16 protein-coding genes are annotated in these 14,557 nt (G+C 40.5%); 8 read left to right on the top strand and 8 right to left on the bottom strand.

The features are described 5' to 3' along the window. Nucleotides 1-48 precede the first annotated feature (48 nt). A complete protein-coding gene (locus DLJ74_RS02870; protein ID WP_109983277.1) occupies nucleotides 49-1,968 on the bottom strand; it encodes a beta-glucoside-specific PTS transporter subunit IIABC in 1,920 nt (639 codons plus the stop codon). Nucleotides 1,969-2,115: 147 nt separating this feature from the next. Then, nucleotides 2,116-2,970 carry a PRD domain-containing protein gene (locus DLJ74_RS02865; protein ID WP_109983276.1) on the bottom strand — a complete coding sequence of 285 codons (855 nt, stop codon included), beginning with the start codon at nucleotides 2,968-2,970 and terminating at the stop codon, nucleotides 2,116-2,118. Between the two features lie 279 nt (nucleotides 2,971-3,249). On the opposite strand from DLJ74_RS02865, the gene DLJ74_RS02860 reads away from it, so the two are divergent. The 3 genes from DLJ74_RS02860 (at nucleotide 3,250) to DLJ74_RS02850 (ending at nucleotide 6,193) form a co-directional block, all read left to right on the top strand. Further along, nucleotides 3,250-3,735: a DUF2798 domain-containing protein gene (locus DLJ74_RS02860; protein WP_109983275.1), complete on the top strand. Its 486-nt coding sequence runs from the start codon at nucleotides 3,250-3,252 to the stop codon at nucleotides 3,733-3,735. 181 nt (nucleotides 3,736-3,916) lie between these two features. Next, the gene (locus DLJ74_RS02855; protein ID WP_109983274.1) at nucleotides 3,917-5,329 is read left to right on the top strand and encodes a Glu/Leu/Phe/Val family dehydrogenase; all 1,413 of its coding nucleotides are present in this window, start codon (nucleotides 3,917-3,919) and stop codon (nucleotides 5,327-5,329) included. Between the two features lie 342 nt (nucleotides 5,330-5,671). Next, complete coding sequence (locus tag DLJ74_RS02850; RefSeq protein ID WP_054860004.1) at nucleotides 5,672-6,193, top strand: tetratricopeptide repeat protein; 522 nt, start codon at nucleotides 5,672-5,674, stop codon at nucleotides 6,191-6,193. A 135-nt stretch (nucleotides 6,194-6,328) separates the two neighbouring features. Here DLJ74_RS02850 and DLJ74_RS02845 read toward each other — a convergent pair whose 3' ends face one another. Genes DLJ74_RS02845 through DLJ74_RS02830 form a run of 4 tightly spaced genes read right to left on the bottom strand, consistent with a single transcriptional unit; the run spans nucleotide 6,329 to nucleotide 8,724 of the window. Beyond that, a complete protein-coding gene (locus tag DLJ74_RS02845) occupies nucleotides 6,329-6,571 on the bottom strand; it encodes a hypothetical protein (protein ID WP_054860005.1) in 243 nt (80 codons plus the stop codon). Nucleotides 6,572-6,607: 36 nt separating this feature from the next. Further along, on the bottom strand, nucleotides 6,608-7,291 hold the full coding sequence (locus DLJ74_RS02840; protein ID WP_109983273.1) for a hypothetical protein: 684 nt from the start codon (nucleotides 7,289-7,291) through the stop codon (nucleotides 6,608-6,610). Between the two features lie 32 nt (nucleotides 7,292-7,323). Continuing rightward, nucleotides 7,324-7,809 (bottom strand): hypothetical protein, encoded by a 486-nt coding sequence (locus DLJ74_RS02835; protein ID WP_245902246.1) that lies wholly within the window; start codon nucleotides 7,807-7,809, stop codon nucleotides 7,324-7,326. A gap of 6 nt (nucleotides 7,810-7,815) precedes the next feature. Then, entirely contained in the window at nucleotides 7,816-8,724 is a 909-nt protein-coding gene (locus DLJ74_RS02830; protein WP_109983272.1) for a DUF4915 domain-containing protein, read from the bottom strand. Between the two features lie 306 nt (nucleotides 8,725-9,030). Between DLJ74_RS02830 and DLJ74_RS02825 the strand changes: the two genes are divergently transcribed. The 4 genes from DLJ74_RS02825 to DLJ74_RS02810 are packed head-to-tail and all read left to right on the top strand — an operon-like array spanning nucleotide 9,031 to nucleotide 13,128. Continuing rightward, nucleotides 9,031-10,377: a phenylacetate--CoA ligase family protein gene (locus DLJ74_RS02825; protein ID WP_109983271.1), complete on the top strand. Its 1,347-nt coding sequence runs from the start codon at nucleotides 9,031-9,033 to the stop codon at nucleotides 10,375-10,377. A gap of 30 nt (nucleotides 10,378-10,407) precedes the next feature. Then, on the top strand, nucleotides 10,408-11,637 hold the full coding sequence (locus tag DLJ74_RS02820; protein WP_109983270.1) for a phenylacetate--CoA ligase family protein: 1,230 nt from the start codon (nucleotides 10,408-10,410) through the stop codon (nucleotides 11,635-11,637). A gap of 38 nt (nucleotides 11,638-11,675) precedes the next feature. Next, nucleotides 11,676-12,497: a bifunctional 3-deoxy-7-phosphoheptulonate synthase/chorismate mutase gene (locus DLJ74_RS02815; RefSeq protein ID WP_109983269.1), complete on the top strand. Its 822-nt coding sequence runs from the start codon at nucleotides 11,676-11,678 to the stop codon at nucleotides 12,495-12,497. Then, nucleotides 12,475-13,128 (top strand): 4-hydroxybenzoate synthetase, encoded by a 654-nt coding sequence (locus DLJ74_RS02810; protein ID WP_245902245.1) that lies wholly within the window; start codon nucleotides 12,475-12,477, stop codon nucleotides 13,126-13,128. Before DLJ74_RS02815 ends, DLJ74_RS02810 begins: the two co-directional genes overlap by 23 nt. 75 nt (nucleotides 13,129-13,203) lie before the next feature. On the opposite strand, the gene DLJ74_RS02805 is transcribed toward DLJ74_RS02810, so the two are convergent. Both DLJ74_RS02805 and DLJ74_RS02800 read right to left on the bottom strand, forming a co-directional pair. Further along, a complete protein-coding gene (locus DLJ74_RS02805; protein ID WP_054860011.1) occupies nucleotides 13,204-13,488 on the bottom strand; it encodes a hypothetical protein in 285 nt (94 codons plus the stop codon). A gap of 23 nt (nucleotides 13,489-13,511) precedes the next feature. Continuing rightward, a complete protein-coding gene (locus DLJ74_RS02800) occupies nucleotides 13,512-13,712 on the bottom strand; it encodes a hypothetical protein (RefSeq protein WP_109983268.1) in 201 nt (66 codons plus the stop codon). A 187-nt stretch (nucleotides 13,713-13,899) separates the two neighbouring features. Here DLJ74_RS02800 and DLJ74_RS02795 point away from each other — a divergent pair, with 187 nt between their 5' ends. Then, nucleotides 13,900-14,556 carry a hypothetical protein gene (locus DLJ74_RS02795; RefSeq protein ID WP_054860012.1) on the top strand — a complete coding sequence of 219 codons (657 nt, stop codon included), beginning with the start codon at nucleotides 13,900-13,902 and terminating at the stop codon, nucleotides 14,554-14,556. Nucleotide 14,557 lies beyond the last annotated feature (1 nt).

The following is a 14,557-nucleotide window of genomic DNA, read 5'->3' as shown; positions in this document are numbered from 1 at the left end:
TCCTTTTATATAATTGGAGAGCACGCAAAACATGCCCCCCATTGTTCCTTATTTGACAAGGGATAATAAATGTTCTCCTTCGAAAATAGGACCATCTGCATTAATTGGTAAAACATCCAAGTACTCAGCTGTGTTGGTTACGACAATCATCGTCACGGTTTCGATCTCTTTTTGGCGGATTGCTTCACGGTCGAATTCTACTAATGGTTGTCCGACCTCGACGCGATCGCCTTCTTTAATCAATCCGTTAAAATGCTCTCCTTTTAAGGAAACTGTATCGATTCCTATGTGAATAAGAATTTCCTCGCCATGATCCCCTTTAAGCCCGATCGCATGCTGCGACTCTGGGAAAACCATGATTGTACCCGCAATTGGTGCAACTACTCGATCTTCTTCTGGCTCAATTGCAATTCCTTTTCCCATAATTTCTTGTGAAAAGGTCTGGTCAGATACTTCCGCTAGTGGCACAATGGTCCCTTTTAAGGGAGATTGAACCATGATTTCTTTTCCAGTTGCTTCTGTTGTAGTTTCTTTTGCTTTGGCTACCTCTTCCTTAGGCTGTGTACTTGCTGTAGTATCTTCTTCTATATCCTTAAAGCGGAAGATGAGTACTAGAATAAATGGTAGTACAATAGCAAGAGCAAATAGGACAATCGATACGATGAGACTTACTGATTCTCCAGCTGGATCTGCGAAGACTGGTAGGGCAAAGATACCGATAATACCACTCATTGTATATGCCTTTAATCCGTACCATCCTGCGATAGCACCGAGAATACCTGCGGAGACTAAGGCTAAAACGAATGGTTTCTTCAGCTTCATGTTCACCCCGTACATCGCTGGTTCGGTAATACCGATAGCTGCAGAGATACCACTAGATAGACCAAGCTGCTTCATTTGTCTGTTTTTCGAAATGACAGCAACCCCTAATGCTGCACCAGCCTGGGCTGCGTTACTAATAAGCATCATCGGCATGACCATATTGTCATAGCCTAAGGTCGCTAAGCTTGTAATCGCAATTGGTGCAAAGGCATAGTGCATTCCTGTCATAATAATCAATGGCATAAATCCTGCTAGTAATAGACCTGCAAATAAGCCAGAGAATTCGAATAACCAGTTGAAAATGTCAGAGACAAAGTTACCAATGTTCGTTCCTAATGGTCCAATCAGCCATAGGGATAGTGGAAGAACAATTAAAAAGGCAATCATTGGTGCGAACATTAGCTGAATCGCAGACGGCATGACTTTTTTTACGAGATCATAGACGTATTTTAATAAAATGACACTTAAAATAACTGGAATAACACTTGTATCGTAATTTAATAGAGGAATATTAATAATTCCTAGCCCTAAGAAATCTAGTGTATCAGGACCGCCACCTTCTATTGCATTAAATGCTTCGATTAAGCTTGGATACATTAGGGTACCTGCAACAATCAGTGCGAGGTATTCATTTGTACGCATTTTTCTTGCAGTGGAAACCGCAAGGGAGAACGGTAGAAAGTAAAATACACTATCTCCAATGGCGTTTAATACCATGTACGTATCGCTTTCCGTTGTCAGCCAACCGACCGTTGTAAATAATGCTAAAAAACCTTTTAATAGACCTGCTCCTGCAAGTGCTGGTAGGATCGGGGTGAAAATGCCAGATATAAAATCCATCACTAAGGAAACAACACTTTGTTTCTGCCCGGATTTTTCCCCGTCCCCACTTACGGCGCCTCCGACTAATGGTTCTACCTCGGCAAATACATCGGATACATGATTTCCAATAATGACCTGGAACTGATCTCCGGAAAATTGTGCACCCATTACGCCGTTAATTTTTTTAATTTCCTCTATTTCTACTTTGTCTTTGTCATTTAGGTTAAAGCGAAGCCGTGTGACACAATGCCATGCTTGATTTACATTTTTCGCTCCGCCGATTTTTTCGACCACCTGTTGTGCGGTCTCTTTATGTGAAGCCATTGTTTTTCCTCCTTATGTTAGTTATTTTTTAGGTTTTGTTTGCTAGCAAAAAAAATACCCAAATAGGACAAGTGCTTGGTGCACTTAACCTAATTGGGTAATGCCTAATTGATCATTTCTGATCACAAGTAACAATCCACATTGTTGCTATTCACTTTTTTGGCGGTTTGTGACGCGCCAGATATGCAAGGTTAAATATAGTTTTTCATTGGTTGAGACTGTCCAGCCATATTTTTGCTTTAATAGTGCTGCGATCTTTTCCACAGCCTGATATGCTTTTTCATATTTGGTTTTGACAACTTCTAAAAGTGTCTGGTCCATTTCCTCACTATCAACAGGATCTTGCTTGTACTGTCGGATAAAGAAATAACGCAGATGTGTAATAAAACGTGTATAGTTTAATGATTCTTCATCAAGCTTAAGTTGAAAATGGTACTGCACAATTTCTATGATGCGGTTAATCACTTCCGTCATTTTCAATGTTTCTTCGATTTGCGTTTTTTTAGACTGTTGTCCATTGACGAAGTGATAGGTTAAGAATGTTTCCTCGCTTTTAGGAAGAAGTACATCAAGACGGTCAAATACAAGACGTATGGCATCCTTTGCCGCTTTGTATTCTTTTGGATATAAATTTTTCACTTCCCAACGAGTCGTATCGGCATAGTCAATACTCTCATGTGCTCGTTTGACCGCAAAATTCAAATGGTCAGCAAGTGTTAAATAGATATTATGATTAAAGGTAACCCCTAATTGGGATTCCGTTTGCTTAATGATCTCAACGGATACATCTAAAACCTCAGAATCCATATCTTTTAATACTTGTAGTAAGGGTTTTCGCGTTGGTGATTGCTCTGCTACAAACTTTCGTCTGATGCTAGAATCATCAATTGGATCCCCTTTCTTTTTTTGAAAGCCGACCCCTGTACCCATTACAATCCACTCAAGCCCAGAGGAATCTTCTACTAAAGCCACATTGTTATTAAAGGCTTTAATATATTTCAAAGGTCATTCCCCCATCTTCTAAAACGCATTCTTATCATACGGAAGTGTATTTGGAACATGGTGATGCCTGATCGAATCAGTAACAATCCATCATAATGATATATTAATGGATAAAATGTACCATGCTTCAGGATAAATGTCAAATAAGGGTGGTAGTGAGAAAATGGTAGGAAGAGTGGATGAATAGACGAAGAAAGAAAGTTCACAAAATGTTCACTTATGAGAAAAGTTGGTTCTTGTTATACTGATGATCTGTTTGATTTAGAAAGGATGGGAACTATGCCAACAAATAAAAAAGAAAGTATCATCTTCGGTCTTATGATGTGCTTTGGGATGGTCGCTGTAATGTCTACCTACAATCTCCTCATAAGTGGGAATATCCAACATTTAACCTTACAAAATATAGTTATCGAAGTCGTTTTAGGATTTATCATCGCATTATTTTTAGATTTTTTTATTGTCGGACCATTTGCTAAGAAAATAACATTAAAGCTACCTTTTGCTCATTCCAGCAAACTATTATTTGTTCTTTGTATGTCTACATTGATGATTTTGGGTATGGTATTTTTTATGTCTATGTTTGGTTTCCTCATGTCCTATTTTGGCCAAGGTTTAGAGGGAAGAAGTATGATTAGTGCTTATGGAACTATTTTTATTCGAAATGTTGTCCTGGCACTTCCATTGCAGCTATTAGTAATGGGACCAGCTGTACGATTTATCTTTTCGAAGTATTTTCAAAAGAGAGGGGTAGAGTTGTCTAGCTAGGGGAAGTAGAAAGAGAGATAATCTGATTTTCCCTTTTTCAAGGAAAAATGTATTAGGTTGATGTTATAATGGAGCTAACTTTTGAACTTCCAGCTAAGCCTTTTTATTTCGATGAAATACGCCATGATGGTGTTTTCAAATAAATTCCTAAATCAAACATTCTTAGGAAGGAGAGAGTTGAATGGCGACCTTAGATACCCAAGAAACGATTCGTCAGTCGATTGATCATCTTTATCAAAAGAAGGATTATCTTCCGGAATTAACAGAGGAAGAGCGTGTGAAGAGGTTTGAGTCTGCTAAGGAGGTTTTGACAACTACGGATAAAGTCATCAAGGGTTACCTTCGTGTCAGAAGAGATAACAGTCAAATTGTACGGATCCCCGCATATCGTGTTCAGCATAATAATATTGCTGGTTTTTACAAAGGGGGCATCCGTTTCCACGAGGCCGTTCAAGAAGAGGAAGTAGAAAATTTAGCGGTATTGATGACATTAAAGAATGCACTTCATCGTCTGCCTTTTGGTGGTGCGAAAGGTGGGGTAGTCATTGATCCGAATTCATTTTCGGATCGTGAATTATTTAGAGTTTCTCAAAAATATGTGCAACGCTTTGCCAATGATTTAGGCCCGACACATGACATTCCGGCACCAGATATGGGAACGAATGAACGTGTCATGGATTGGATGGTAGGGGAATACAAAACGATTCATCCCGGTCAAAATTATCAAGGCTCCTTTACTGGGAAAAGTATTATCAATGGTGGTGCGAGAGGACGTAGAGAGGCGACGGGAAAAGGTACATATTTTAGCTATTGGTGGCTTGTGGAGAAATGTGCGCGTCAGTATGAAAATCGTGTGGAAGCTATCCAGAGTGATGTTGGAAGGGAGCAGATGCAATACCTTCAGTCCCTTTATGGAAAAAGTGATCGTGGGGAGTCGATTTCCTTTGCAGTACAGGGCTTTGGTAATGTTGGTGGAGTGGCTGCATTAGAAGCTTATAAATCAAGTGATCTTCATCATCGTGTGGTTTCTGTTAGTGATGAGGGTGTCATGCTCTATCATGAGAAAGGGTTGGATATTCCTCGATTAGTTGAATTTGCTCGGGTGCATAATCATTTACCGAAAACAGAACAGCAGCTACAGGATGCGGGAGTAGAAGCAGAATTACACAATCGTGATGATATTTTGACCATCGATGTAGATGTATTATTATTAGCTGCACTTGAGGACCAGATTACTTTAAACAATGTAACAGATGTTCAAGCAAGAATTCTCATTGAAGGTGCCAATGCACCTATATCTGGAGAAGCAGATCAAGTGTTGAAAAAGTCAGGCCGAATCGTTATTCCTGACATTCTAGCCAATGCTGGTGGTGTGATTGTTTCCTATCTAGAATGGAAACAGGGGCGGATTATTGAACGGTATTCAGAAAAAGCGGTTTTTGGTGAGATGTATCAGCATATGGAAGAAAGCATGCGCGAGGTTTTTGACAGCTACTTTCAAGGAGAAGATTTGAAAAGCATCCGAGACATATGCTATATCAACTCTGTGCAGAGATTATTTACCCTGCTATATCGACATGGGAAATTATATTAGAGAAATAATAACAGAACAGCTCGGCAATTGCCGGGTTTTCTTTTCGTTATATAGAGAGCTCTTATTGTGGCGCGCGAGATGGTCAGGATAGAATAGCTGTATCTAGGCGAAGTCCTCTCACAATCGCGAGATAACCAAGATATATTGTTTTGTCTAGGCGAAGCCCCCTCAAATCGCGAGATGACCAAGATAAACATCTAATAAAAAAATCCTCCTCTTCATACGACATTAGCCGATACTATACATTAAATTAAACATATACTTATAATGTATATGTTTATGTTGAGCAAAAAGGCAACCGTATGAGTTAGAGAAATTGTTCCAAGAGGCAGGGGTAGAAGTATGCGAGATAATAAAAATTTATTGCGTGACTTATTTCGTCGTGGATACAATGCATTTAAAATAAAGGACTACGAAAAAGCATATGAATTGTTCGCAGAGGCAGTTGCACTTGATCCTCAAAGTGCACAAGCGCATGCATGGCTTGCGGCTGTTTATGGACGTCAAATTGATGAAGCATGGAGTTTGGCGGATAAAATGGATCTTTTTCAAAAAATGGAACAGAAGATTACGATTGCTCTTGAAAAGGACCCGACATTGCCACTAGCTAGAAGGATGAATGGTTCTAAACTATTAAATGCACCAGATATGCTTGGAGGAGATCCTGCTGAAGCCGCTAAAGAATTCCGTTACTGTATCGAGCAAGGAATGAATGATGGAGAAATATGGGCATCCCTTGCTAAGTGTTATCTTAAAGCGGCTGACTACAGAAAAGCAGAGGAAGCTGTAAAGGAAGCCCTAGCGATCGAGCCAGATAATGAAGAGGCATTGCAAGTATGGCAAGATGTTCAAGAAAAAAAGTAAAGCCATGAAGAAATCACCACAGCCATTGTAGCTATGGTGTTTTTTTATTGTTATTGGTTGTCTGTTTTTATACAGCACGAAATAACCACATGATGTGGTGGTGACTGCTTGACCAATTTTTCGTAGGTCAACTACCTACTGGGAGGAGTCTTTCTTTAATCCATTCGACAGCATTTCCTTTCCCGATGTCACCGCACCATTGCGTAAGGTAATTGCCATCTTTCTTAAGAACATTTTCAACGACTGATCTTCATCGGTTACGACATCATCCATTTCCGTTCTTATCCGAGTGACGCCTTTCATTAATGCATCGGTAACAATCGGCTCTGAATACTCTCTTGCTTCCTTTATGACTTTTTTTACTTTATCATTTGCCATTTATCGCCTCACCTCCCTTCTAGTACGCCCTTTTGCCTAAGTTGTTTGCTGGGAATTGTCTGGGATTTGATTCTGGGCTTCATTAACAATCCTTCTGAGTAAACTAGCAAACGGTCCTTCAGGCTCTGTTCTAGTCTCAACAGCAGGCTTCCCTTCCACTAGCTTTAATTTTGATAAAAGAAGGCGTTGAAAGGCTGGGTCTTGTGTTTCATTTTTCAGCTTTCGCCAGCATATACCAGCATCCTGATTACGGCCCATTCGATAGTAAACCTCACCTAATTCATAAATGAGCTGCCAATATGCTTTCGAATTAAGAAATCCTTTGCCACGCTCATGACTTTTGATCAAAAACGTATAATCATCAATAGCTGTGTGCCCTCTGTTGAAATGCTTTTCCGGTAATTTATGGGCAGCCTTACCTCGTAATAAGCGGATCATGAAGTTTTGCGGGGAAAAAATTACCGCATCATCTAACAGCTTCAGTCCTGCCTTCGACCACCTTAATTTCTCTAGTGGATTGGTTTTGTCTCTAGCAATTAAAATCATGATGCTACCATGATAGGCATTTAATAGAGGGATGTTAGCATGGTTAGAACGCACCTGTTCGAGCGTTTGATGCAGAGCTTGCACAGCCTTTTCATCCCCATTTACGGCATCCTTGTATAGAGAATTAATTTGAGCATAAGCCGTCTTTATCTCTTCTTCACTTCTCATTGCCAATCGCTTCTCCTCCTTTCTTTAATATTCGATCGTTACTTGGAGTAGCGCTCTAGAACACGATCTGCTTCGTCAGACTTCCCCATATTCTCGTAAGCTGTTCTTAAATCCCTTTTTAAATCTTTTACCTGGTTTTTTGTAAGATAGCTAGAGTCCTTCTGATAGTGATTTAGTAGAAAGGTAATATCCTCCACCGCTGTCTTCGAGCATTGGAAAAAAGATTCCGGTAGACGTAAGCATACATTGGAGCGTAACATACGAATTTCCTTGTCTCTAGGATCCATTGAAATAGCTTGATTTAAGGCGTCTAATCCTTCTTGTGCCTTATCTGCCTTCTCAAGAGGCTGAGAGGCGTCTCTTCCCAAAAGTGCGAGAGTGCTACCATAATAGGCTTCAACTAGCGCATTATTAGAAGCAGAGTTACGTAGCTTTAAGAAAATATGATAGGCTAGCTTAACTGCCTTTTTATCTCCATCCACACCTTTCATAAAAAGCTTCTTTCCTTCTTCAAATTGCTTCATTCCCATTTACTCCTTTTTGAAAATATTTGAGCCAATGACCATTATTTGATAGACCTGTAGCGCTGGTAGTGGTATAAAGCGTGAAATTCTAAATTGAGGATCATAGACATAGATTCCTCCATCCAACGTACAATTCGAGAATTCGTGAGGAATACGTAAGATGTGTCTCATCCTACTTTGACCGATAAAGAGTGCCTTTTCTGTTATGCCTAGGCCACGAGTAAAGCCTGGAAGCTGGATCGGGGTACCACTTTCTACTACGGCACGAAAGGACATCGAGTCACAATAGGCTAATTCATTTTGATGCATCATTACTGAATGTGGCATATACAGGTCCTTTACGACGACATGATGCTCCGGAGTGAAACGAAGCTTACTGGTAGGATCAAAATCTGTTAAATCAATAGATATAATGGCACCGTTTTTCTTCATTGGCTGCATAAACCATTTGCCAAAGGGGGAAAACATCGAAACATACAATGTATGGCCATCTAACCAGATGTCATTGATATGATGGACGTCTTTATCATCTACATGAAATCGGATTTCACCTAATCGCTTTAGTGTTGCTGTATCATAGCATCCAATTGTATTGTTAGCCGTTTCTACCACTAGCACAACTTGATCATTCAACCTGACGATATCGTGGAAATCGAGCTTTGAATATTGTTTTTTCTGAATGACTTGGAACTTCTGGTCCATCACAATAAGCTCATTATTATCTGAAGCGACAAACAGCTGGTTATTTACTAGTGTCATGCCAGAACAGCTTCCGGTATAGAGTTTTTCCAGCCTGTTTTGTTCGAAATCTAGTAAAAATAGGCCACCCTGGTCAGATTCACTAGATGGACAGCTGACTAATAGACGTGTGTCAATATGTTGAAAATCTGGATCATTCTCCAATCTGTATAACAAACGGTACTACCTCCTCCTTAAAAAATAGTTTGTGCTAGATACGATATGTTGGGAACGATGAATCGTTTGGATGAAATACCTGATTTGGATTAATTGATATATTTGTCCGAGTCAAGTCTCTTCTTCTGTGCATTTAATATGGAGTATAGCAGTGATAGAAAACCAATGAGTATGTATGAAATCACTAAGGAAATTACCCTTAGACATTGGGTTGATTGTCATAGGGTATCTTTCTATGTATCTATGTGTTGGCTGTAAGTAGAGTGGAGATAAGTGTTAGAAAAGTAGACAGAATGGAGGAGAAAAATGGAGAATTTTCAAACACATAAGATGACGGTTTCTGTAGATAAACATTCATCCCATCTAGAGCAATTTAAAGATTTTTATAAAGAGCTAGATGATCAAGGGAAGACAATTGAAAACCTACCTCATGAAAAAATAGAGGAATATCAGCTCAAGGCTATCAATGCAACACTTGAGCATGTTTGGAACGAGAATGAATACTATCGTTCAAGGCTAGAAGAAGCGGGATTCACTGAACCTAAAATAGACCATTTGGAACAATTGGCAACCGTACCAATGCTGAAGAAGGACGTCATTCGGGGAGATAAAGAGAAAATCTTGTGTGTGGAACCAAAAGAAATAGGCCAAGTTCATCTTACGAGTGGTACATCTGGTAAACCCATTTATACGTCCTATACGTTGGCAGACCAATACGTATATGATTTGCTGCCAAAATACCTGGAGCTGTTCAAGGAAACAGAGGAAGATGTTGCGGCAATTGCACTTCCATATGAGTTTGCCCTACCAGGTCTTGGATTTCAACGATTATTCCAGTTTGCCTTCGGTACTGCGGTGCTTTCGTTAGGAAAAGGCGGTTACATGGCCCCAGTTGATAAGTCACTAGAATTAATGAAAGAATATCAAGCAACCGTGCTTACTACTACACCATCCTACGCATCACTGCTTGCAGAAGAAAGCGAAAAGTACGGGATTGAGATCGGTAAGGATATTAAGCTCAAGAAAATTTGGCTGACAGGGGAAGGCTGTTCCTCTACCTTCCGTCAACGATTAGAAAAATGGTGGGGATGTGAGGTTTCGTTTTTCTATGGTTCCACCGAGTGTGGAGTAATCGGGGTAGAGTGTAGCAAGCATCAAGGATATCACGTGATGGAAGGCCATATTAAATTAGAAATTATTGATCCGGATTCTGGAGAAGTACTTCCTTATGGGCAAACAGGAGAGATTGTAGTCACAACCCTCTTACGTGAAGGAATGCCGATGGTGCGCTATCGATCCGGAGATCTAGGAAAATTACAAAAATCTCAATGTGATTGTGGAATTGCGCTGGATGTTCTCGAGCTCCGGGGAAGAATGGAGCACATGCTCCGCATAGGGGATGAGGATTATTCCCCATTTATGATCGAGCATTTCCTTATGGAGCTACCAGATGTAGGTTTATGGTACCACTTGAAGCTAAATAAAGGGGAATTAACGATCGAAGCGGAAAAATTCCGAACCGATCTAAGTGATAAAAAATTGGCGAAAAAGATACGAAAGCATATGAAAGATCGTATCGGGATCGATTGCAATGTCGTCATCAGAGATGATATACCTCGTACATTTGGTAAAGCGACGAGAGTATTTAATTAGACAAAGAATAAAAGAGAGAGGAGGTGGCATATGACCGACATGGAACAAGAGAGAGCACGGAAATTTCAGGAGATGTATAAACGAATTCAACCATCACCTCTGTATAAAAAGAAGCTAGCAGATAATCCCACAGGTGAGGTAGCGTTGGATCAGATCCAATCTCTTCCCTTAACTACAAAAAAGGATTTAAGAGAAGCAGGTATTTTTGGCCACCTTGCTGTCGGCAGAAAGGAAATTGCTCAATATCATGAATCAACAGGTACGACAGGAGTGCCCGCTGCCTCTTGGTTTACGAAAGAAGATATGCAGGTCGGTGGAAGACAACTAAAGGAGTGTGGGGTGCATTTGACAGCAGAGGATCTAGTGTTGATTCGCTTTCCCTACGCACTCGCACTCCCAGCTTTCTTAATGCAGCATGCAGCGTGGCAAACAGGGGCAGGGGTTGTTCCTGCTAGCGGACGAACAGTCGTTACACCTTATCCAAGAGTTTTAAGCTTGTTGAAGGATTTATCTGTTACCGTAATGGCGGGACTCCCGCGTGAGATGGAGCTGCTAGCCGAAGTGGCAAGACTAATAGGTGCCAATCCAAGTAAGGATTTTCCTGCTCTCCGTGCCATATGTGTGGCAGGTGAATTAATGGGGGATAATCGCAGACGGCATATCGAAAAGCTATGGAATGTGCCTGTATTTAATATGTATGGTTCCACTGAAACAGCTAATATTGCCACAATGTGTGAGTATGGCAACATGCATATTGTAGAAGAGGATTTTTTCGTAGAAGTACTAAATGAGGATGGGACAGATTCCGTAGCAAATGGAGAAAGGGGCTTTGCAACAATCACCACGTTATCGCATCAAGCATCTCCACTGTTACGTTATTTTAATGAGGATATTATATCTGTAGAACCAATTACCTGTAAATGTGGCCGCACCGGTGCGAAACTCGTTCATTATGGCAGGAGCAAGGAACGCATTTATTATCAAAATACTGTCCTAGATTCGAAGGATATTCAAGAAGCCGTATATTCATTGTCTCCTGCTCCGGATGCTTGGAAGGTCATCGAGCAGGAAGCAGGATTACACGTTTTACTAGATTCTCATCATTCGGAGAATTGGGCAAAAGAGGAAATCTGTTCCTTCCTATCTTCTCAGCTTAAGGTGCCAGTCACGGTGGAAGTAACGGAAATGATGGATCGATCCGCTCTTATAGATAACACACCATCAACCAAGCCTGTCTATATTCAAAAACGAAATGATTAATGAATTATAGAGATCAATAGTTAGAAAGGGTGTTTACCTTGAGTTCTCAGTCAAAAAAGTCGCCACTTCTTGTAAGTCGTGACCATAAAAATGAGGATACCATCATTAAAGTGAAGCAAGCAGTTATTGGTGGTGACTCGCAAACACTTATTGCAGGACCTTGCTCGGTCGAATCAAAGGAGCAGCTAGAAACAGTTGGTTCCGCATTAAAAAAGGCGGGACTGACAGTGCTACGCGGGGGAGCGTTTAAACCGAGAACCTCTCCCTACAGTTTCCAAGGGCTTGGTGAAGATGGATTAAAGATAATGAAGGATGTTGCAGATGAAATGGGATTGGTGACGATTAGCGAAATTATGAGTCCTGATCAAATCGATGTTGCTTCTAAATATATCGACATCCTTCAAATAGGTGCTCGTAACATGCAGAATTTCGAATTGCTCAAAGCGGTTGGACAAACAAAAAAACCAGTGTTGCTAAAACGTGGCCTTTCCGCTACTTTAGAAGAGTTTATGCTAGCAGCAGAGTATCTTCTGCATCATGGAAATGACCAGGTAATGTTGATAGAACGTGGTATTCGTACCTTTGAGACGGCAACGCGCAATACGCTTGATATTTCTGCTGTTCCTATCTTAAAACAAGAAACCCACCTCCCTGTGCTAGTGGACGTCAGCCATTCGACTGGTCGAAAGGATATACTCCTACCTTGTGCAAAAGCAGCACTTGCTGCTGGGGCAGATGGAATAATGGTGGAAGTACACCCAGATCCAAAAAATGCTCTTTCAGACGGAAAGCAGCAGCTCACGATGGATGAGTTCCAAGCGTTCTGGGAAGGGGTTCGTGAATCCGGCTTGTACCAATAAAGAATGTTCTATTTCTGCCACTGATCCTGACACCATAGGTGACGGAGGTGAGAATATGGTAGACTCACAGTTTGAACGTAAGGCGTCCGACGTATTACAACGAATATTACTTGATCTACTTCTCGTGACGGATGGACGAACAACAGATTTGTTAGAGCTGATAATGAATGAGAAGGTGAGAGTGGAAGTGATTCGGCAAGAACAGATCACGGAAGACGCAAACATAATGGGTGAATTCTCAGGAGGGCCCTATTATGTAAGAGAGTCCGTCTTAATCGGTGAAAAGAGTGGCTTTGTCGTTTCACACAACATTGCCCTTATTTATTCAACGCATGTCCCCCCTGCTTTATTTGAAAACATTGCTCATCGGCAGCAAGGAATTGGTAAAGTGATGAGCTCACTTGGCATCCGTTCCCTTAGGGATGTTGCCGATTCCGGATTCATCATCGGAGAGGATGCAATAGATCTTTTTAAAAAGCCGATTAAGATCCGCTTTCCTGATCTACACCATCCCATACCTTACAAAAGGTACTTCATGTATTTTGGTCGTAAACCGGGGATTCAAATGCTTGAATATTACCATCCAGATCTCCTGGCACATCGTCTGCAGCAAGAGTTCAAGCAAGAATAAAGCGAAAGAGAATGACTGGCTCTTTAGGATGTGGGGCATCCTATTGTGTCAGTCCTTTACATAAGAGGAGTTTGCTTAATGACGTTTATTTTTATTAGACTTTTCTTTCATTGGATCGACTTCCTCTGCACCGAAATCGACCAATTGCTTTGCGGCAAATAATACACCTTTCTTAAAGGCCTCAAAGGATTTCCATACGATCTCTTCAAAGGGTTGATCACGATCTTCTACCGCTTTTTTGATGTCTTTCCCTGCAACGCTTGCGCCGTTCTTTACGGCTGTCTTATAGTTCTCGGTAAACATTCTAAATTTCATACGAATGAATCTTAGCATTTCTGTAAAAATTTTATTCTTCGACAATTTTATCGCCTCCTTAGGATACGTCAACGCTTGCGCACGATTCTTTTCGGGTTTTCGGAAGGGGGCTCTATTGTTTTGACGATTTCCTCCTCTTCTTCGTTCATCCACGATATAAGCAGTGCCACCATCACACCAACTACCAATACGAAAAACAACACACCACATAGGCTCATGCCTAGAATGAATAAGATTCGTTCACCGATTCTCATGCTATCTGTTTGCATTCTACTTCACCCTTGCTTTCTTAGACTAATTCAGTATATGTATACATACCCTAGATTTTCTAGGTAATAATCTATTATTCTATAAAATCCACTACAGTCTAAACAAGAATCATTTTATTTCATAAAATACATAGAGAGATAATCAACGAAATAAATGAATTCCAACTATAAAAGGAGGTTTTCAATCATGGATCAGAAGCAAGGGAAAACCCAATGTAATAAGAACGAGCAAGAAGGGCTTTTGACCGTTTCCAATCAGACAAATGACGAGGAATGGGATCAATTTATTCAACAAGAGATAGAGAAACAAACGACTTTGCTAGGAAAAGAAGACTCTAAAAAGGATTCCATACTTAATTCTATAGTTGAGAGAATTCCTGTAGAAAAGATGGTTAACTCCGCAACGGAGATGATTAAGGAAAAGGTAGAAGCGGAAATAAAGAGGAAAAAGAAAAAAAGGGAAGCGAACAAACAGGAAAAACCGTTGGAAACAGCAAAAGGTGAGGAAGTACAAGAACCGAAGAAAACCGTAGAACCAGCAAAAAGTGAGGAAGTACAGGAACCGAAGAAAACCGTAGAACCAGCAAAAAGTGAGGAAGTGCAAGAACCGAAGAAAACTGTAGAATCAGTGAAAAGTGAGGAAGTGCAAGAGCCAAAGAAAAAAGTAAAACAAAGGAAAAGAAAGAAGACAAATTATCAACAAAAGACAGTAGATAAAATCATGAAATTAAAAAATGAGAAAAATAAACCAACAGAAGATACGCTACCGAAAGAGAAAAAGCAAGGCTATAAAAGTAGACGAAAGGAACGCAGAAGGGAATTATATAGAAGAATCTACGGCTAAG

Source organism: Gracilibacillus dipsosauri, assembly GCF_003176895.1.
GTDB lineage: Bacteria > Bacillota > Bacilli > Bacillales > Amphibacillaceae > Gracilibacillus > Gracilibacillus dipsosauri.
The sequence above is the reverse complement of the archived record's forward strand: the minus strand, read 5'-3'. Positions and strand labels throughout refer to the sequence as shown.